Below are 18,425 nucleotides of genomic sequence, written 5' to 3'. Positions count from 1 at the left end.
TTATGACCGAGCATTAAGCATAGAACAAGCGATAGCGGGAATGGTGACACCCATCAATGCCGATAACTGTATTTATCGGCATTGGCATTTACTAATGCGTTATACTGTTCATCCATACAGCCAACATCAGAAAAAATTGCCCTATGAACGTCCCCGCATTACCGCTGTTTGATGCTCCCCAGTACCTGGAAGAGGGCAACAGCGTCGTTAACCAGCATATCGCCGATATCACCCTGAACGCGGTACCCGATGCCGCCTTTATCTATGAACATGCCATGGACTGGCTGCTCGAAAGCCGGTTCAACGAGAACAATTACAAAACCTACCGCAGCGAACTCACCACCTTTCTGCACTGGTGCTTCGACGTCGAGCAGGTTTCTCCAATCGCCTTGAACCGCCGCGGCATCAACCGCTACGTGGAGTATTGCCTGGCGCCGCCACAGCCATTGATTGCCTATCGTAACGTGGCCCAGTTTGTACTGAACAAGGACTGGGGCGAACGTCAGCCCAACCCGCAGTGGCGACCGTTTCTGGGCAAAAAAATCGACGGTATCGAACAGCCATACCGGCTGAGCGACAAGGCACTGAAAACCAAAATGGCCATACTGTCTTCCTTCTATGGCTATCTGACAAACGAAGAAGTCACCGAGCGCAACCCGGCGGTCATGTGGATGCGTCACAGTCGTTTCGGCTCCAGTCCCGTAGTCGTTGCCGGTCTCGGTGAAGAAGACGAAGTACGGGTGTTCAGCGATTTGCAATGGTCCTATGTGATGGGCACCGCACGCCTGCTGGCCGAGCAGGATCCCGAACGACACCGGCGCACCCTGTTCTTGATCTCCCTGATGTACGGCTGTTATCTGCGCATCTCAGAAGTCGCGGCCCGGCCTGGTTTTTCGCCGGTAATGAGCCAGTTTCGCCGCGACGGTCACACCGGGATCTGGAGCTTTCATATTCCGGTGAGCAAAGGCGGAAAAAATCGCACCGTGGCTGTGTCTCGCGAGTTACTCGAAGCGCTGCAGTCTTATCGCCGATATCTCAAGCTGTCAGCCTTGCCGGCACCCAACGATGCCACACCGCTGTTTGTGCGCCACAAGGCCGCCGGTCGGGGGCGGGATCAGGGCCTGCTCAACGCCAACCTCGGCATTCGACAACTGCGCGATCTGCTCAACGAACTGATGGCCGCCGCCGCCGATGCCGCAGCACAGGACGGTTTTGATCAGGACGCCGGCGAAATGCGCAGCCTGACCGTGCACAGCATTCGACACACCGGCATCACTCACGACATTAATTACAATGGTCGGCCGCTGTCTCATGTGCAGGCCGACGCCGGCCACGACAGCATAGACACCACCTCGCAGTATCTGCACACCGGCAAGGTCGAACGGCACGAAAGCGCCGCCGGTAAACGACTGGACAGACTGGCTACCGGAGACTAAGGGTAAGTATCCGGAACCGTAGGACGATATTTTCTCCACCACAACTAACTTCGCATAATGTATATTATGTTAAATATGATTTATGAATATCTGAACTTCATACCTGTTGTGTGTGGGTTTCAGCTAAAAATGAGATTGTGAGATCCACCATCCAGTCACCTGCCCCTAAGCTGCTGCGCAATAGCTTGTGTCGCGTCAGATCCGGTTTCAATCCCGACTGCGCACCCGACCTGTTTGATAGTATGTCGATACCAGCTCGATGAAATCCCGGGAGTCTTCATTTTCCAGTAAGATCCGGTTGGTCGACTGCCAGTCCACATCATCACGGGCTTTGGCTGGCAGTATCATTTCTCTGTCGCTCGGATTCTCCGGGTTAAGCAAAATCACCCCGATATCGTGCAATGCTGACAGCATCCTCAGTTATTGCACGGTATCGGAAATGCGCGTGGCCACCAGATCCATGCCTTTAGCAATCAGCAGCTCGGCCCAGGCCCTTCCGGATCTGGCGTGTTATACCGGCGCCCTCTATTTACCATAACGCAGTGGTTTTCTTATGATCAGGCTGGCTAATGGCTATTCAGATTCCCGTTTTCATATCAGGAACAACAAGACAACCGCCCTGCCCTGATTAGACTCAATACCCCCACCCTTCATAGGATAAAGACCCGCTGTTCAGCAGCGTTCTCCGCTCCTGCCAGTCGGGAAGATAACGGTACATGTACTGGCGAAAGCGCTCGTTGTGGTGCCGCTCCAGCAGGTGGACCAACTCGTGAACCAGTATGTATTCCATACATCCGGGCGGCTTTTTGGCCAGCGACTGCGAGGTGGAGAATCCAGAAAGCGTTCAGTCGCTACCAGGGGTATGCCGGGGTTGGTTACTTCCATGCGGGTAGCAAACACTTCGATCATTGGTCCGGTGCCCGTAATGGAGAAATCCTGATGAATGATGGCATTGGCTACCAGCTCACGAATAGCCAGCTCGGGATACATAGGCACTTCTTTGCGGAAGGCCTTGCCGATCTCTTCATTGGAAGGAAGCAATGTTTTAAGATAGTCGATCAACCCCTCAAAGCCGACGGCATAGCCTTTGTTGCCTTCGATTTCCCTGATGGTTTCAATGCGGCTATTACCCTTGTATAAAATCAGCCGTTCAGCGTTCAGTGCTTCCAGAATACCGGCTCGGTTATCCGGTAATGGCAGGCCGGTCAAATCGAAATAAACCGGATACTCCAGTAACTGCAACACCTTATCCAACGAAAATCAGGATTTCGCCAGGGTCAGCACCGAGCCATAAGTTCAGCATCTGGCGCATTACGGGCTCGTACTGCTGTATTTAATCATTACCGATCTTTATTTTATTACGAACCTTGCTGAAATGATCGACCTTTCGTTTAATCGCTGTAGTCTGCGTATTACTCTGTTTTTATAATTTAATAAAGATTATGTATGTTGGCATAATTTTGTGTTTGTTGATGCCTGTACCTGACTTCGCTCGCAATCCTCTTATTCTGGCGCCAGCCATAACCTGATTCCGACTTAAACCGGTACTGGGCACACTTAAGCACCGTCCGGATATACCGATGGGGATGGTTATACCAATCACCCTGAGTGCCAGGGCTTTAAACACAAAAAAACCCGCCGAAGCGGGTTTTTTTGGTCTTGAATTACCAGAGGGTAATTACAGAGCCTGAATCTGTGAAGCCTGAGGACCCTTGGCACCTTCAGTAGCGGTGTAGGATACTGCCTGGCCTTCTGCCAGCGTTTTAAAGCCACCGCCGACGATTTCGGAGAAGTGGGCGAACAGATCTTTGCCGCCATCAGCCGGAGTGATGAAACCAAAACCTTTTGCTTCGTTAAACCATTTTACGGTGCCGTTAGCCATTTTATCTTACCTTTATTTTAGTGACGAGCTTATGCTCGGAAAATGCAACAAATATCAAAGAAGGGAAGTTTGGTGACTGTAGTACCGTAAGGAACAAACAATATACAAAGGCCGCGCTAACTTGAAACTCTTGCTGGCGTGCACTCTACGGAAGCAGGGGGGTGGCGTCAAACATTATCGCAAATATATTTGTACGTTATTTGTGCAGTGATTCTTATAACCTCCTCCGGGAAACCCCTGAGATCCTCCAGCCACTCTCCCCCGCCCTTAACCTGCAATACCAGATATCAAAACGGATGACTTGTTCGGTGTCAGGCCCGATTCAGGCCCCTGCTTCGCACCCGACCGGTACGATAGTTTCAGGATAGTCAGCCTCTGATTGGTCTGCGCCAGCGACCCTTGGTTATCTTTGCAGACCGTAAAGTTGTAGGAGTAAGGGCTGTGATTACCACCCTAACATGTTGGCATAAAATAATATCACCATACAGCGATTCTCTTTTACGCCGGCAATCAACAGCAACCAGGCTCCTTGGCCGCCGGGCCTAACGCCCGGTCTTTCACCTGGTGGCTCAACTGGCCGGCACAAACAGCCAGACTGGCCCTTGTCTCCTTGTCACTACCAAGCCGAATATGATGCATTCTCCCGTAAACGAGGAAATGCGAATGTACGTATTGATGGATATCATGGTGTCGCCCGGTGGTGTAGGCACCTCTGTGTCGCCTTATGTGGCCATGTGCCAGAAGATTTTTGAAGAGGCCGGTCTCACTCACAGCATGCATGGCTACGGCACCAACGTGGAAGGCGAGTGGGAAGAGGTAATGGCGGCGGTCAAGCACTGCCACGAAACACTGCATGCGGCCGGTGCCGTGCGTATTACCAGCCACATGAAGGTCGGCACCCGGGTAGACAGAAAGCAGACCATGGCGGACAAGGTCACCAGCGTGCAGGAAAAGCTCTGATGTCTGGCAGGAGGTCGCTGCCGGATTGGCCTCCCTGCCTCATGATTTTGCAAAGCTGCAGTTTTTTATCCTGTGTGGTGTCGGGTTTTCCCGGGGCCATACTCAGGAAGACAGACGTTTATGCTGTCCGGGTGCGGTTAATCAAGACAGTTTACTTGTCTGTTTCAGCTGTTTAGACTTCTGCTCCTCCTTCTCTGTTGGTATTTCCATGACCTTTGCCGAGCTCAAACTTCACCCTGGCCTGCTGGCTGCCTTGCCAACCCTGTATCAGCAGCCAACCCGTATCCAGCAGCTGGCCATTCCGGTGGCGCTGTCCGGCCAGGATGTATTGGCGTTGGCCCAGACCGGCAGCGGAAAGACCCTGGCCTTTGGGTTACCCCTGTTACAGCAAATTCAGCGACAACAGGCACAACCCCGGGCGCTGGTGTTGGTCCCCACGCGCGAGCTGGCAACACAGATAAGTGCCGTACTGCAGCCATTGGCTCAAGCGATGGACATCGGCATAGTGACCCTCTGTGGTGGGGTGGAGCAAGAGCTGCAACTGGCCGGGCTGGCCGCGGGGCCGCAACTGCTGGTGGCCACGCCCGGCCGCCTGCTGGACTTGCTCGAGCAGCAGCTGCTCACTCCGGATGCCATCACGCATCTGGTGTTGGACGAAGCCGACCGCCTGCTGGAAATGGGCTTTTGGCCCGACATTCAGCGGATACTGGCCAGGCTGCCCGAGCAACGGCAGACGCTGCTGTTTTCGGCGACCTTGCCCACCGAGTTGGATGAAATCGCGACCCGTTTGCTCAATTCCCCCCGGCGCATCGAGGCGCAGGCAGGCAACAGCCTGGTCGCGGAGGTGGAAGAGCGCTGTTACCTGGTCAACAAGGGCAGCAAGGCGCAGGCGCTGATGGCCCTGCTGAAGCAAAATACCTGGTCACAGGTACTGGTATTTATCAATGCACGAGACAGCGCCGATGCCCTGGCCAAAAAACTAAACCGGGCCGGAATTCAGGCGGCGGCGCTACACGGCAACAAGGATCAGCAGGTGCGGGAACAGACGCTGGCCGAGTTTAAAGACGGTCGCTTGCGGGTGTTGGTAGCCACCGATCTGTTGGCCCGGGGCATCGATGTGACGGCGCTGCCGGTGGTCTTCAACCTGGACCTGCCCACCAGCGCACCGGTTTATGTGCATCGCGTAGGCCGCACCGCCCGTGCCGGCCGTGAAGGTCTGGCGATATCGCTGGTCTGTCATGGTGAGTCCGAGGCGCTGTCCGCCATTGTCGAGCTGACCGGTCGCCCGATCGAATTACTGCCGCTGGAAGGTTTCCCGGTCACTGATCAGGTCGCCAGCGGCGAACGCAAGCGTCCACCGCGCGACAAGCAGGCCAACCGCCGCAGCGCCAACAAGCGCAGCATCAAACAGTTCAAAGACCACTCGTCACGTTGAATGCCCTGTCTCTGATGTATAAGGAAATGATCACGTGAGTCTGGTCGCAAGTTTACCCTGGTATGATCTGCCGCCGTTGCAGCCTGGGCTGGATACCTTTTGGTCGGTATTGAGAAACGAGCTGCATCGATTAAGCGCTCCTCTGTCATCCTACCGCTTGCCAATACCAGATACGCTGGATCGCCACACCCCGCTGGTCGAACAATGGACCAACCCCGGATTGCTGCTTAGCCAGTGTTGCGGACCGGATCTGTTCACCCCCCAGGCTCGGGGATTGGTACCGATTGCCCGCCCGGTGTTCAGCGATCTCGACTGTACCCCGGGGCAGTATTTCAGCTATATCGTCAGCGCCAGCGGTCGTGAGCCCGCAAGCCCTCAGTCCGCAGGTACGGTTCGTTTCGTGATCAATTCCGCCAGCTCCCGATCCGGCTGTGCCGCCCTGTTCGAATGGGCAAGTGCCAACGGCATTGACGGTGACCAGGTGTTGCTCAGCGGCGGCCATGCCGCCAGCCTGGAATACCTGCGAAACGGCGCGGCAGATCTGGCGGCGATCGATGCCCACAGCTGGCCCTTGCTGGACAGCCGCGGCATCACCATCATCGGCAGAAGCACGGAGGCGCCCGCCCCGCCCTTCGTGATGCATCAACGCAGTCCCATCCACGCAGCCTTGATGTATGAGGCCCTGAGCGACACCATCCAACAGGCGGGCGCCTCAATCAATATCGAGGCGGTGATGAGCACCTGCAGCCAGACTTATCACCCCATACAAATACCCGTGGCCTGGCACGCCCGTCTTCCCGTCGGCGCCAGCCCCTGCTGTGTCCTGGTATGATAAATGAGTAGCATGGTAGCGGTGGCCTAATCAAACACCGGCCGCTAGAATAGCGGCCCTGTTTTGCCTGCCCGAGAACCTCATGGATACCAACGCCCTGCCCGCTTTTTATAGCCAACTGTGCACGGCCTTCGAACAGACCCTTAATGACCACCCCAACGAGATCCGACGGCTGTTTCATGGCCGGGGCCGCCGCTGGCCGGGGCTGGAACAGCTCACCGCCGACTGGCTGGATGGTCAGTTGCTGGTGTCCCTGTTCAGGGAGCCGGAGCCGGCGTTTCTGACCGGGCTGAACACCCTGCTGCAGGCGCTGACCAAACAAGATGCCTGGCAACAGAGTGGTGCCCGTGCCCTCTTGCTGCAACACCGCAGCCGGGAAGGCTCGCCGGTAGACGTATTATGGGGAACGCTGGAGCCGCGTCCTCAGGTGCGGGAGCAGGGTTTGCGCTATCAGCTGGAACTGGGGCGTAACCAGAATCACGGGCTTTTTCTCGATATGCGCCTCGGACGGCGCTGGGTCCGGCAACAGGCAGAGGGCAAGCGGGTGCTGAACCTGTTTGCCTATACCTGTGGTTTTTCGGTCGCGGCGCTCGAAGGGGGCGCCGAGCAGGTGGTCAATCTGGACATGGCCAGGGCGGCGCTGAGCCGGGGCCGGGACAATCACCGGCTGAACCATCATGATCTGGGCAAGGTGACCTTTCTCGGCCATGAGCTGTTCAAATCCTGGGGCAAGGTACGCAAGCTGGGGCCTTATGATCTGATCATCATAGATCCGCCCTCATTCCAGAAAGGCAGTTTCGCCCTGACCCAGGACTATCACAAGATACTGCGCCGTCTGCCCGAGCTGCTGACCGACAACGGCCAGGTGCTGGCCTGTGTCAACGATCCAGACATTCCCAGCCGGTTCTTGATTGACAACATGGCCGAGCAGGCGCCGGCATTGCGCTTTGTCGAACGACTGGACAACCCCCCCGAATTTGCAGACATAGACCCGGAAGCCGGGCTCAAAGCCCTGGTGTTTGGGTCCGACGCAAACCAACAGCCGCTGGGGCAGCCGCAGATATCATGATGCCAAGCTCGGTATACCCTGCGGTGACGGGATAAAAAAGGCTCCGGACGGTGAATCCGCCGGGGCCTGCGTCAGCATGAACAGAATGCATCGATCGGCCGGTTTTATGCCGGCTTGAATCGCATCACCAGCTCGTGCAATTCACCCGAGATCGATTTCAGATAGGTAATGGATTGCGAGGCATTAACAGCACTGTCGGCACTGGAGTCGGCCAAACCGGAAATATTGACCACCTGGCGATTAATGTCTTCCGACACATGGGCCTGTTGTTCCACCGCCGCCGCCATCTGGGTCGACATATCGGCGATATTGCCGACCGCGTCCGAAATGCCGTTCAGCATGGTACCGCTTTCGAGCACCCGTTCCAGCCCTGCTTCGGCATTAATGGCGCCATGATTTGCCACATTCACCGCATGGTCGGCCCGGGCCGTCAGCTCCTGAATAATGACGTAGATTTCCCCGGGTGGACTCCTGGGTACGTTGGGCCAGATTTCTCACCTCGTCCGCCACCACTGCAAAGCCTCGACCCTGCTCACCGGCTCTGGCCGCCTCAATGGCCGCATTCAGCGCCAGCAAGTTGGTCTGATCGGCAATCTGCTCAATCATCTGGGCCGCGCTGGCAATATTGGCGGTCTGCTCCGACACCGCCGACACCGAATGGCTGATTTCCGCCACCGTATCCCGTAGCGTTTCTATCGATTTTTTGGTGACATCGGCCAGCCCCGCTCCTTTGACAACCAGTACATTGGCCGTCTCTGCAGACGCGGCGGTATCATTGACATGGCGGGACACTTCGGCAATCGTCGAGGTCATTTCATTCATCGCCGTGGCTACCTGCAAGGTTTCGGCCTGTTGCCGTTCTATCTCCGAGCTGGTGGCCCGGGTAAGTTCAAAGCCCTTGTCGGTTTCGCAGGCCACCTTCATGGCCGCATTTTCGATACGGGTGATCACAGTGCCCAGATGGGCCGTCTGGCTGAGAATGGCGACTTTCAAAATGCCGATGTCGGCGCCGTCGTCGGTATAGCTCTGTACCGCCAGTTCATGAGAAAAGGCGTTTTTCAACAAGCTATTGAAAGAAGCCAGCATGGATTTTCTCGACAGGGTTGCCCATGTGGCATAAGCGATAACCCCGGCACACAGCCATCCTTGCGCCAGCATCTCGTGTCCAAACAACAACAGCGCCGCCCAGCTGATCAGCGCCAGCAACAGAAACAGGTTTTCCGACGCTATGTTAAGCCGGGAGCTGGTCTGTTTCTTTTTTGTTATATTGGCATAAAGACATTCTGTGCGTGCAACGTCTTCTTTTCTGGGACAGGAGCGTACCGACTCGTAACCCACTATCTGGCCATTGCTCTTCATCGGGGTCACATAGGCGTCCACCCAGTAGTAGTCTCCATTCTTGCACCGGTTCTTGACCAGTCCCATCCAGGGTTTGCCGGCTTTCAGGTGCGCCCACATCACCTCAAAAGCCAGTGCCGGCATGTCAGGGTGTCGTACTATGTTGTGGGGCTGTCCCAACAGCTCATCTCTTGAAAAGCCGCTCATTTCAACGAAGGCATCGTTGCATTCAATGATGCTGCCGTTTTTATCGGTCACGGTGATCAGCTTTTGATGGGTACCGAATACCTTTTCTCGACCGGTAACGGGGAGGTTTTTTCTCATATAACACTACCTTACTCAAAAAGCAGAGGTAAATGCTCAGCATGAAATACGAAAAACACGCACGACTGACGACAGCATCAGCTTGCGGCATGACAGCGCTCATACATGGCCATAAACCTACAATAAAGATACTACAGGCAGGATAAAATCACGGAGGTATACTTGGCGATCCATCTGTCCAGAAAAAAGCTGTCCCTTGCGGCTTTTACTTATAGCCTGAATAACAACAACAGGGTTATATCGGCATCTGCGTTATATCGGCATCTGCGACGATAAACTTTAGCGGTTTTTAATGATTATTCCGGTGCTGTCGCAATAAAAAAGCAGAATCGGTTATGATCCGCTCAACAAACGGCAACAAGAGACACCATGAATATCATCATCTCGGCCAGCAATGCCCTGAGCAAATGGATGCAACTGACGCTACCCCGTCTGCCCAGTCCCGATGGCAAACGCATCGGCACCCAGCCGCTGACCACCGGTTTTGCCCAGATTGCCTGGCAATGTCACCTACAGGAGCACGGCGGTAAGGCCGGTCTTCGCTACCATACGGCCATCGCGGTAGAGGCATATAGCCGCTATGCCATTCTGCTGCCCTTTGCCCAGCCGCCGACCCAGGTCGAGCTGGAAAAGGCGCTGCTGGAGCGCTGGGGTAACGAGGCCTTGCAACTGGCGCTGGACAGCGGGGCCATCAACGACGATGAGCTGCCGCTGATGGTGGATTGTTTTGCGAGCCAGACTTGTCATACCCGCTGGTTCAACAACAACGATCTCAGCATCAACGGCCATGTCGCCGATGCGGGGCAATGGTTGAAACAGACCCTGACACACGAGGGCATGGATTATCTGGATGACAATCACTGCTATGGCCTGGGCATGCACATCAACCAGCTGTACAAAACCGTAGGCGGCCAACGAGCCAAGGCATTTCGGCCTGTGGTCCGCTTGCTGGACGACGCCCTGTTTCGCTTTGGCGCCGGACTCGCGGCCTCGTCATACCCCGATACCCGGGTCGGTGACTTCCCCTGCCCCTATCCGGACCGCCCCGAACACAATAACGTGGTACAGCTGGCGCACTATCGGCGTCGCGCGTTGCGCTGACAATTTGAATAAACACCTCCCGGCTCATTCTCAGAGGCAACACAACCGCCTCTGTCCCGAGCATCGAATTTGTTCGCTGGCGACTCTGGAGCTGAAGGCTCCGCCGCCCCCCAGCGCCAGGGAAGGCGCGGCGGAGTCTGCAGGGAGGTAAATAGATCGGTTATTTAATCTGTTTGGTATAAGCAGCACGTGCAAGCGGCGATTAAATTACATGCAATTGCAGGAAAAACCGGGGATTAAAACCCGCTTTTTAGCGCATATTCGCCATAGCGCTGTCGACCCTGGGCGTGCCTGCAGTATACTGACGACAATTTACCAATATTGATGAGTTTTTGAGTGCAGCCACTGAGTCACGTCGAACTGAACCCCGTTTTTACACTACCCGAACTCTTCACCCTGAACGATGTACCCTGCCTGCCGTTCAGCGCGCTGCAGACCCGGGCAGATTCCGCCTTCGCCACACTGTCGGAATTAAACGCGGTCAACCCCGTGCTGTTACTCAACGGTTTTCCGGGCACTGATTATGAAGAGCTGGTGCAGGATCTGGTTAGAAAACATGCCAAGCATGCGGACTTGTTTGATCTCTGCTACGCCGAAAACCTGAATCACCCACAAAAACCCATCTGGTTGCGGTTGAAGGCCGGTACCGGCCTTGAATTCTGCGAGCTGGTCGGGCAGTTGCTCGAACTGTCGTCCCGCCATCTGGAAGCCGAGCATGTGGTGCAGCGGATCCTGAAAAAACAGGGCAACGACGAAAAAATTGCCGATTACCTGTCATTGCTGTCTCAGCATGTAGCCGCCGGCAAGGGCTTCAGTCACCCGGTGCTTATCAATCTGATGGTGCACCGGCACGACAATACCATTCCCATCGTTTATGCCCGCCAGTTCACCCCCGAGCAACTGTTTGGCGCCATACACTTTCAAACCGAACAGGGATCGGTATTCAGCCACCATCATCTGCTTGAGCCGGGTCTGGTTCATCAGGCCAACGGCGGCTACCTGATAGTGCCAATTGAGGAGCTGCTCGAACAACCCAACCTCTGGTTCCGACTGAAGCATGCCCTCGCCGTCCGCCAGGTAGAATGGAGCCGAGCGGCAGAAATGGCATCGTTTTACTTCCAGCCCGAGCCGCCGCCGCTGGATATTCACCTCATTCTGGTCGGCGATCGGCTGTCGGTCGCCGAGCTCTACCTGCTCGACCGGGAGCTGGATACCCTGGCGTTTTTGCGGGCCGATATCATTCCCGAATGGGATGTGCGTGAACATTTACCCTCTTACCTCGGTTTTCTGTCCCATCTGCGGCAGAAGCACCAGCTGCTGGACATGGACGGCAGCGCCATACTGCGCCTGTGCCGCTATGGATGCCGGCTGACCGAGCACCAGCATCGGTTATCGCTGGTCGAGTCCCAGCTGGTGGCCATGATGCAATTATCAGACGTCATCGCCCGGCGCGAGCAGAGCGAACTGATTACCGAAGCCCATGTAGTGCTGGCCCAGCAGGAACAGGATCATCGTCTGAGCTTTCTGGTGGAACAATCGGATCTGGGCGTGCGTGACGGCCAGTACCTGTTGCAGACCAGCGGCAAGGAGGTGGGCCAGATCAATGGTCTGTCGGTCATTCAGATCACCGGCCACCCTTACGACTTCGGCGAACCGGTACGACTCACCGCCACCGTGCACCTGGGCGATGGCGACGTGGTGGATATAGAACGCAAGGCCGATCTTGCCGGTCATATTCATGCCAAGGCAATGATGATCATCCATGGTTACCTGTCCAACCTGTTCGGGGCCGAGCACCCTTCCCCCCTGTCCGCCAACCTGGTGTTCGAACAGTCTTACCATGAAATTGACGGCGATAGTGCCTCGCTCACCGGCCTGTGTGCCCTGCTCTCGGCCCTGGCCAAGGAGCCGATTTATCAGCACTTTGCGGTGACCGGTGCCGTGGATCAGTTTGGTCATGTGCAACCGGTGGGCGGCGTGAACGAAAAAATAGAAGGCTTCTTCCGCCTGTGCAAGATTCAGGGGCTCACCGGCCAGCAGGGTGTCTTGCTGCCGGCCAGCAACCGGCTGCAGCTCAACCTGTCGGATGAAGTCAGCGCCGCCATTGCCGCCGGTCAGTTTCATATTTATCCGGTCGCCCATGTCGAACAGGCCATCGAGCTGCTCACCGGCAGTGTGGCCGGCGATGTCGAGCAGCCGGATACGCTGTTCGGCCGCATTCGTGACCGCCTCGATGAGCTTAACGGCCATACAGTGGAAACCGGCTTTTTACGGCGCCTGTTCCGACGCTGAAGTGATCGGACTTGTCTGGCGAACAACTGTTCGCTAAAGTGGCGCCAATTTGCAATCCAGGCCTTGGCCTGAACAAAACGGAATAGTGAAATGTCTTCACAAAAAGAACTGGGTAAACATTCCTTTACCAGAGAAGAACTGCTGACCTGTAGCCAGGGCGAATTATTCGGCCCGGGCAACAGCCAGTTGCCGGCCCCCAACATGCTGATGATGGATCGCATCATGCGCATCAACGACGACGGCGGCGAGCACGGCAAGGGCGAAATCATCGCCGAGCTGGATATCAATCCGGATCTGTGGTTCTTCGGTTGCCACTTCCCCGGCGATCCGGTCATGCCCGGCTGTCTGGGTCTGGATGCCATGTGGCAGTTGGTCGGCTTCTTCCTGGGATGGAAAGGGGGCCCCGGCAAGGGTCGTGCTCTGGGTGTGGGTGAAGTGAAGTTCACCGGTCAGATCCTGCCGACCGCCAAGAAGGTAACCTATAAAATCACCCTCAAGCGGGTGATCTGGCGCAAGCTTATCATGGGCATCGCCGATGGTATCGTTGAAGTGGATGGCCGCGTGATCTACGAAGCGAAAGATCTGAAAGTCGGTCTCTTTACCGATACTTCCAGCTTCTGATCACCTTTTGCTCCATGACTCTCTGAGCCATGGAGCAAATAAGTATCGAGTAAATATTAAGGCCCCGACATGTCGGGGCCTTTCTTGTTGAAGCGGTAATATCTTTATTTTATGAAGAGGCCCGAGCCCTTGTCTTCCATGGCGTCTCGCCAGCCCCCCAGCCAGTGTCCTTTGGCATCAAAATCATTGTAGGGGCATTGCTCTTTCGCTCGACCACTGACTCCGGCCTGGTAACCGCGGGTACGCGCTCTTTCCAAGCGGTCACGTTTTTGTCTCTTCATAGGTATAACCCTCGTATAATCAACAAAAAGTGCACGGCAGCGTTACCGCCGCCGCCTCTTATCAATAATGGAATTACGGCTGCAGATCAAGGTTAAATTTTAACCGAAGACCAGCTTGCGAGATTAATTACTGATATTTATGACATTTTTATTAATATCGAAGATGTCGAAATGTGAGTTGGTTCACTCCGATGATATAGCACGGCTACTCGCCCCCTCGCGCAGGGGGACTGGTGCCTTTACAGGCGACCTCTGGCTGACAGCGCTGCGCCACAGCTCCTGGATTCCCGCCTGCGCGGGAATGACGGCTGAACCATACTTAATTACGCGAAATAGCAAGATGCCCGCATCGGCGGGCATCTTGAAAGCAAAAACAGACTGTGTCAGTGGCTTAACCGGCGGACATGGCTTCCAGCTCTTCCCAGCGGGCGAAGGCCACTTCCAGCTCGGCTTCGGCATCGGCCAGTTGCTGCAGGGTCGACTGCGTTTGCTCCTCGAGCTGGCTGAAGAAGTCCGGCGCATTGACCGCTTGCTGCAATGACGCTATCTGCTGCTCCAACTGCTCCAGTTTTAGCGGTAAACCACTCAGCTCCTGCTGCAGCTTGTACGACAACTTCTTGCCCGGCTTCGGCTTGTTCTCAGCCTTGGCGGCAGGTTTGACGGCTTTTTCTTTCGCTACCGCCACGTCGGCCTGGTAGGACAATTGATGTTGCATGTCCTGATAGCCGCCGACAAACTCGCTGACCTTGCCCTCGCCTTCAAACAACCAGCAATGGGTGGCGGTGTTATCGATAAAGTCCCGGTCGTGACTAACCAGCAGCAGGGTGCCTTTATAATCGGCGAGCAACTCTTCGAGCAGTTCCAGGGTTTCTACGTCCAGGTCGTTGGTCGGCTCATCGAGCACCAGCAGGTTGCTGGGCTTGAGGAACAGCCGAGCCAGCAGCAGACGATTTTTTTCACCGCCCGACAACGCTTTCACCGGGGTACGGGCACGTTTGGGTTCGAACAGAAAGTCCTGCAGGTAGCCCAGCACGTGTCGGCTGCGACCATTGACCTCGACTTCCTGCTTGCCTTCGGCCAGGTTGTCCATCACGGTGCGCTCGGGATCCAGCTGTTCCCGATATTGATCGAAATAAGCCACTTCCAGCTTGGTACCACACTTCAGGGTGCCATGCTGGGCTTCCAGTTTACCCAGCAACAGCTTGATGAGGGTACTCTTGCCGCAACCATTGGGACCAACCAGGGCAATTTTATCGCCGCGCTGTACCAGGGTTGAGAAGTTATTGAGCAGCGGCTTGCCTTCGTAGGCAAAATTGATGTTCTCGGCCTCGAACACGATTTTGCCGGAGCGGCGCACATCGTCCAGGGTCACGCTGACCTTGCCGACGCTTTCTCGACGCTGACTGCGCTCATTACGTAATGCCTTGAGGGCTCGAACCCGGCCTTCGTTACGGGTGCGGCGCGCCTTGACCCCTTGACGGATCCAGGCTTCTTCCTGCGCCAGTCGCTTGTCGAACAGCGCATTCTGCTCGGCTTCTACCCGCAGCGCTTCTTCCTTGCTGACCAGATAGTCGTCATAGTTGCCGGGCCAGCTGGACAGCTTGCCGCGATCCAGATCCACGATGCGGGTGGCCATCTTGCGAATAAAGGCACGATCGTGACTGACGAAGACGATGGCGCCCCTGAAGTCCACCAGGAAAGTTTCGAGCCAGGCGATGGCGTCGATATCCAGGTGGTTGGTCGGCTCGTCCAGCAGCAGAATATCCGGATCGTTGGTCAGTGCACGGGCCAGGGCCACCTTGCGCAACCAGCCGCCCGACAGGTCGTTCAGCCGGGTATCGCCGTTCAGGCCAAGCAGGGTCAGGCTCTGGTTGATACGGGTATCGAAGTGCCAGCCATTGGCATGCTCTACCTGCTCTTGCAGGCGCATCAGCTCGTTCATCGCCTTTTCCGACGTATCGTGGCACACCAGCTCCAACTGATGATGATACTTGGCCAGCAAGGCACCCATTTCGGCCAGACCACCGGCCACGTAGTCGAATACGGTTTGATCGTCGGCGACCTTGGGCGGATCCTGCTCGAGTCGGGCGATATTGATGCTCTGTTGCAGCTGACGACGACCGTCGTCCAGCTGCAGTTCTCCGGCAATCACCTTCATCAGGGTCGATTTGCCGGCACCGTTACGGCCCACGATACAGACCCGTTCTCCGGCCTGTATATTGAATTCCAGCCCGTCCAATAACGGGGCGTCACCAAACGCCAACTGGGCGTTTTGCAGGGTTAACAAACTCATGATGTCACTCGGTTAAAGGCAATAATATCGGCGGCGCTAAAAGGCCAGTCCAGCTCGGCACCGTCTTGTCGGCGCAAAACCGGAATCCGTACCGCGTAAGCGGCCAGCCATTGCTCGTTGTTGATAATATCTTGTTGTTCCGTGTCGCCGTGCAGGCCGCACTGTTCAAGCAGTGCCCAGGCCTGTTCGCACAGGTGACAACCATCGGTAGAAAACAGCGTCAGGCTCATCATCGACTCCGGCGAATTTCCCAGCAGTTATGAATGTGCGGATTGCGGGCAAAGTCTTTCGGCAGGCTGGATTTGGTAATATCGCGAGCCTCCAGGCCCAGTTCTTCCAGCCCGGCCATGTCCATCTTGAAATGACGCTTGTTGTTGGAAAAAATCAACACACCATCCGGGCGCAATCGGGTGCTCAACAGCTGCAGCAACTCGATATGATCGCGCTGCACGTCGAAGGCATCTTCCATCCGCTTGGAATTGGAGAAGGTCGGTGGGTCGACGAAGATCAGATCGTAATCGTCGCCGGGTTTGCTCAGCCACTTCAGGCAATCGGCCTGCACAAACTGGTGGCGGCGACCGGTCAAACCATTGAGTTGCATGTTGCGCTCGGCCCACCCCAGATAGGTCCTGGACATGTCTACCGTGGTGGTCGATTTGGCGCCACCCAGCCCCGCATGCACGGACGCGGTGCCGGTATAGGCAAACAGGTTGAGAAAATCCTTGCCTTTGGCCAGTTCGCCCAGCTGTTTGCGAATGGGTCTGTGATCCAGAAACAGGCCGGTGTCGAGGTAGTCGTGCAGGTTCACCAGCAAGCGGGCGTTGTGCTCCTGTACTTCCATCCATTGATCGCGGCGGTCCAGCTTTTCGTACTGTTCCCTGCCCTGCTGGCGCGCACGTACTTTCAGTATGACCTTGTTGCCCGGTACCCCGGTGATCGCCATGGTCGCCTGCACCAGATCGTAAAAACGACCACGGGCCTTGTATTCGGGAATGGTTTTGGGTGCCGCGTATTCCTGGATGACGATATAGTCCTGATAACGGTCGATGGCCGCATTGTATTCCGGCAAGTCCGCATCATAGAGCCGGTAGCAGTCAATCTGCTCGCTACGGGCCCATTTTTCCAACGCCTTGATGTTCTTGGCCAGCCGGTTGGCAAAATCTTCCGCCAGCGGACGGGCCGCCCTGGCATCTTCGGCGATGTGATAATTACGCAGTTCACAGGCCAGGGCACCGTTGAACAGCTTGTAGATTTTTTCGTGGCGCAGGCGCAAGCAGCTGAGCAGCTCGGGAGAACTGGAAATCAGGCTGACGTGCCAGCCCTTGAACTGATCGCGCAGGGTATCCCCCAACTGCTGATGCAAGCCCAGCAGAGACGGAAACTCACTCAAGCGCTCACCGTAAGGCGGGTTGGAAATCAGCCAGCCGGGCTCGGCGGCGGGGTTGACCAGGCTGGTGACGCTGCCCGGTACAAAGCGGATCAGCCCCGCAACGCCGGCTGACTCGGCATTTTCCTGGGCGAAGGCCAGTACTCGCTTGTCCTGATCGAAACCATACAGCTGGGTGTTGGCCTGCTTCATACCACGGGTCGCTCGTACCGTGGCCTCGGCGCTGATCTCCTGCCACAGGGCGCGATCGTGGCCGCTCCAGGCCATAAAGCCAAAGCGCACCCGCAACAGACCCGGCGCCTGATCGGCCGCCATCAGCGCCGCTTCTATTAATAAGGTACCGGAACCACACATGGGGTCGACCAGCGGGGTATTCAGATCCCAGCCGCTGCGCAGCAAAATGGCGGCGGCCAGGTTTTCCTTCAGCGGTGCTTCCCCCGCCTGCTGGCGATAACCCCGTTGGTGCAGCGCCGGGCCGGACAGGTCCAGAGTAATGCTGAGCTGATTACGCTTGAGATGCGCCAGAATACGGATGTCCGGTGTGCGCTTGTCCACGTTCGGTCGCTCGCCCCAACGCTTGGTCAGTCGATCGACGATGGCATCTTTTATCTTGAGCGCCCCGTACTGGGTATTGGTGATGGCCTCGTTACCACCAGAAAAGTCGACGGCAAAGGTCTGCCCTGGTTGAATATGCTGCTCCCACTCGATATTGGCCGCCCCCAGATAAAGATCCATATCATCACGCATGGTGAAGTCGGCCAGTTGCAACATGATACGCGACGCCAGTCGGGACCACATGCAGGCACGGTAAGCTGTGGCCAGTTCCCCCTTGAAGGCCACACCGGCCACGGTTTCCTGAAGCGAGGTCGCGCCCAGGTTTTTCAGTTCTTCGGTGAGTAAGGATTCCAGGCCCTTGGGGCAGGTAGCAAAAAACGGCAGCATAGTCAGGCTTGTCTGATAAAAAGAGGCCGACATTATACCTGAACCACCGCCGGTCTGTAAGAATTGCCGCTTATTGCATGCAATATCGACAGGTTGCGGCATTATTCATCAGACAAAACAAAGTTCTGGCAACGCCCTTGCATTCAGTGATGTGGATCACTAGTATACGCAGCCTGAGGACGCGGGATGGAGCAGTCTGGTAGCTCGTCGGGCTCATAACCCGAAGGTCGTC

At 56.1% G+C, this 18,425-nt stretch carries 18 protein-coding genes; 9 read left to right on the top strand and 9 right to left on the bottom strand.

Annotated elements, in window-relative coordinates; genetic code table 11:
- The first annotated feature begins 143 nt into the window (after positions 1–143).
- Positions 144–1,436 carry a tyrosine-type recombinase/integrase gene (locus ACLEIV_RS00090; protein WP_410454636.1) on the top strand — a complete coding sequence of 431 codons (1,293 nt, stop codon included), beginning with the start codon at positions 144–146 and terminating at the stop codon, positions 1,434–1,436.
- A gap of 207 nt (positions 1,437–1,643) precedes the next feature.
- Here ACLEIV_RS00090 and ACLEIV_RS00085 read toward each other — a convergent pair whose 3' ends face one another.
- Both ACLEIV_RS00085 and ACLEIV_RS00080 read right to left on the bottom strand, forming a co-directional pair.
- Entirely contained in the window at positions 1,644–1,850 is a 207-nt protein-coding gene (locus tag ACLEIV_RS00085; protein WP_410454635.1) for a hypothetical protein, read from the bottom strand.
- Between the two features lie 220 nt (positions 1,851–2,070).
- Positions 2,071–2,226: a YgjP-like metallopeptidase domain-containing protein gene (locus ACLEIV_RS00080; protein ID WP_410454634.1), complete on the bottom strand. Its 156-nt coding sequence runs from the start codon at positions 2,224–2,226 to the stop codon at positions 2,071–2,073.
- A gap of 149 nt (positions 2,227–2,375) precedes the next feature.
- Here ACLEIV_RS00080 and ACLEIV_RS00075 point away from each other — a divergent pair, with 149 nt between their 5' ends.
- Complete coding sequence (locus ACLEIV_RS00075; protein WP_410454633.1) at positions 2,376–2,576, top strand: hypothetical protein; 201 nt, start codon at positions 2,376–2,378, stop codon at positions 2,574–2,576.
- Between the two features lie 538 nt (positions 2,577–3,114).
- Here the strand turns inward: ACLEIV_RS00075 and ACLEIV_RS00070 are convergent.
- Positions 3,115–3,318: a cold-shock protein gene (locus ACLEIV_RS00070; protein WP_071474100.1), complete on the bottom strand. Its 204-nt coding sequence runs from the start codon at positions 3,316–3,318 to the stop codon at positions 3,115–3,117.
- A 663-nt stretch (positions 3,319–3,981) separates the two neighbouring features.
- On the opposite strand from ACLEIV_RS00070, the gene ACLEIV_RS00065 reads away from it, so the two are divergent.
- From ACLEIV_RS00065 to ACLEIV_RS00050, 4 genes are all read left to right on the top strand, one after another.
- Positions 3,982–4,278 carry an MTH1187 family thiamine-binding protein gene (locus ACLEIV_RS00065; protein ID WP_410454632.1) on the top strand — a complete coding sequence of 99 codons (297 nt, stop codon included), beginning with the start codon at positions 3,982–3,984 and terminating at the stop codon, positions 4,276–4,278.
- A gap of 208 nt (positions 4,279–4,486) precedes the next feature.
- A complete protein-coding gene (locus ACLEIV_RS00060; protein ID WP_410454631.1) occupies positions 4,487–5,713 on the top strand; it encodes a DEAD/DEAH box helicase in 1,227 nt (408 codons plus the stop codon).
- Positions 5,714–5,747: 34 nt separating this feature from the next.
- Positions 5,748–6,545: a PhnD/SsuA/transferrin family substrate-binding protein gene (locus ACLEIV_RS00055; protein WP_410454630.1), complete on the top strand. Its 798-nt coding sequence runs from the start codon at positions 5,748–5,750 to the stop codon at positions 6,543–6,545.
- 82 nt (positions 6,546–6,627) lie between these two features.
- Complete coding sequence (locus ACLEIV_RS00050) at positions 6,628–7,614, top strand: class I SAM-dependent methyltransferase (protein WP_410454629.1); 987 nt, start codon at positions 6,628–6,630, stop codon at positions 7,612–7,614.
- A 104-nt stretch (positions 7,615–7,718) separates the two neighbouring features.
- Here ACLEIV_RS00050 and ACLEIV_RS00045 read toward each other — a convergent pair whose 3' ends face one another.
- Both ACLEIV_RS00045 and ACLEIV_RS00040 read right to left on the bottom strand, forming a co-directional pair.
- Positions 7,719–8,018 carry a hypothetical protein gene (locus ACLEIV_RS00045; protein WP_410454628.1) on the bottom strand — a complete coding sequence of 100 codons (300 nt, stop codon included), beginning with the start codon at positions 8,016–8,018 and terminating at the stop codon, positions 7,719–7,721.
- The gene (locus tag ACLEIV_RS00040) at positions 7,996–9,276 is read right to left on the bottom strand and encodes a methyl-accepting chemotaxis protein (RefSeq protein ID WP_410454627.1); all 1,281 of its coding nucleotides are present in this window, start codon (positions 9,274–9,276) and stop codon (positions 7,996–7,998) included. The genes ACLEIV_RS00045 and ACLEIV_RS00040 overlap by 23 nt, the downstream gene beginning before the upstream one ends.
- Before the next feature lie 369 nt (positions 9,277–9,645).
- On the opposite strand from ACLEIV_RS00040, the gene ACLEIV_RS00035 reads away from it, so the two are divergent.
- From ACLEIV_RS00035 to fabA, 3 genes are all read left to right on the top strand, one after another.
- Positions 9,646–10,377, top strand: coding sequence for a hypothetical protein (locus ACLEIV_RS00035; RefSeq protein WP_410454626.1), 732 nt, complete (start codon positions 9,646–9,648; stop codon positions 10,375–10,377).
- Between the two features lie 336 nt (positions 10,378–10,713).
- On the top strand, positions 10,714–12,669 hold the full coding sequence (locus ACLEIV_RS00030; RefSeq protein WP_410454625.1) for a Lon protease family protein: 1,956 nt from the start codon (positions 10,714–10,716) through the stop codon (positions 12,667–12,669).
- A 90-nt stretch (positions 12,670–12,759) separates the two neighbouring features.
- Positions 12,760–13,290, top strand: coding sequence for a 3-hydroxyacyl-[acyl-carrier-protein] dehydratase FabA (fabA, locus tag ACLEIV_RS00025; protein WP_410454624.1), 531 nt, complete (start codon positions 12,760–12,762; stop codon positions 13,288–13,290).
- Between the two features lie 104 nt (positions 13,291–13,394).
- Here the strand turns inward: fabA and rmf are convergent, their stop codons facing one another.
- From rmf to rlmKL, 4 genes are all read right to left on the bottom strand, one after another.
- Positions 13,395–13,571, bottom strand: a complete 177-nt coding sequence (rmf, locus tag ACLEIV_RS00020; RefSeq protein WP_071474110.1) for a ribosome modulation factor — start codon at positions 13,569–13,571, stop codon at positions 13,395–13,397.
- 391 nt (positions 13,572–13,962) lie between these two features.
- On the bottom strand, positions 13,963–15,864 hold the full coding sequence (gene uup, locus ACLEIV_RS00015) for an ATP-binding cassette ATPase Uup (RefSeq protein ID WP_410454623.1): 1,902 nt from the start codon (positions 15,862–15,864) through the stop codon (positions 13,963–13,965).
- A complete protein-coding gene (locus ACLEIV_RS00010) occupies positions 15,861–16,094 on the bottom strand; it encodes a glutaredoxin family protein (protein ID WP_204794615.1) in 234 nt (77 codons plus the stop codon). Before ACLEIV_RS00010 ends, uup begins: the two co-directional genes overlap by 4 nt.
- Entirely contained in the window at positions 16,094–18,193 is a 2,100-nt protein-coding gene (gene rlmKL, locus ACLEIV_RS00005) for a bifunctional 23S rRNA (guanine(2069)-N(7))-methyltransferase RlmK/23S rRNA (guanine(2445)-N(2))-methyltransferase RlmL (protein WP_410455076.1), read from the bottom strand. Before rlmKL ends, ACLEIV_RS00010 begins: the two co-directional genes overlap by 1 nt.
- Positions 18,194–18,425 lie beyond the last annotated feature (232 nt).

Origin of the sequence: Oceanisphaera submarina, from assembly GCF_046521305.1 — a bacterium.
Taxonomy (GTDB): Bacteria; Pseudomonadota; Gammaproteobacteria; order Enterobacterales; family Aeromonadaceae; genus Oceanimonas; species Oceanimonas submarina.
This window is presented reverse-complemented; position numbering and strand designations above follow the sequence as displayed.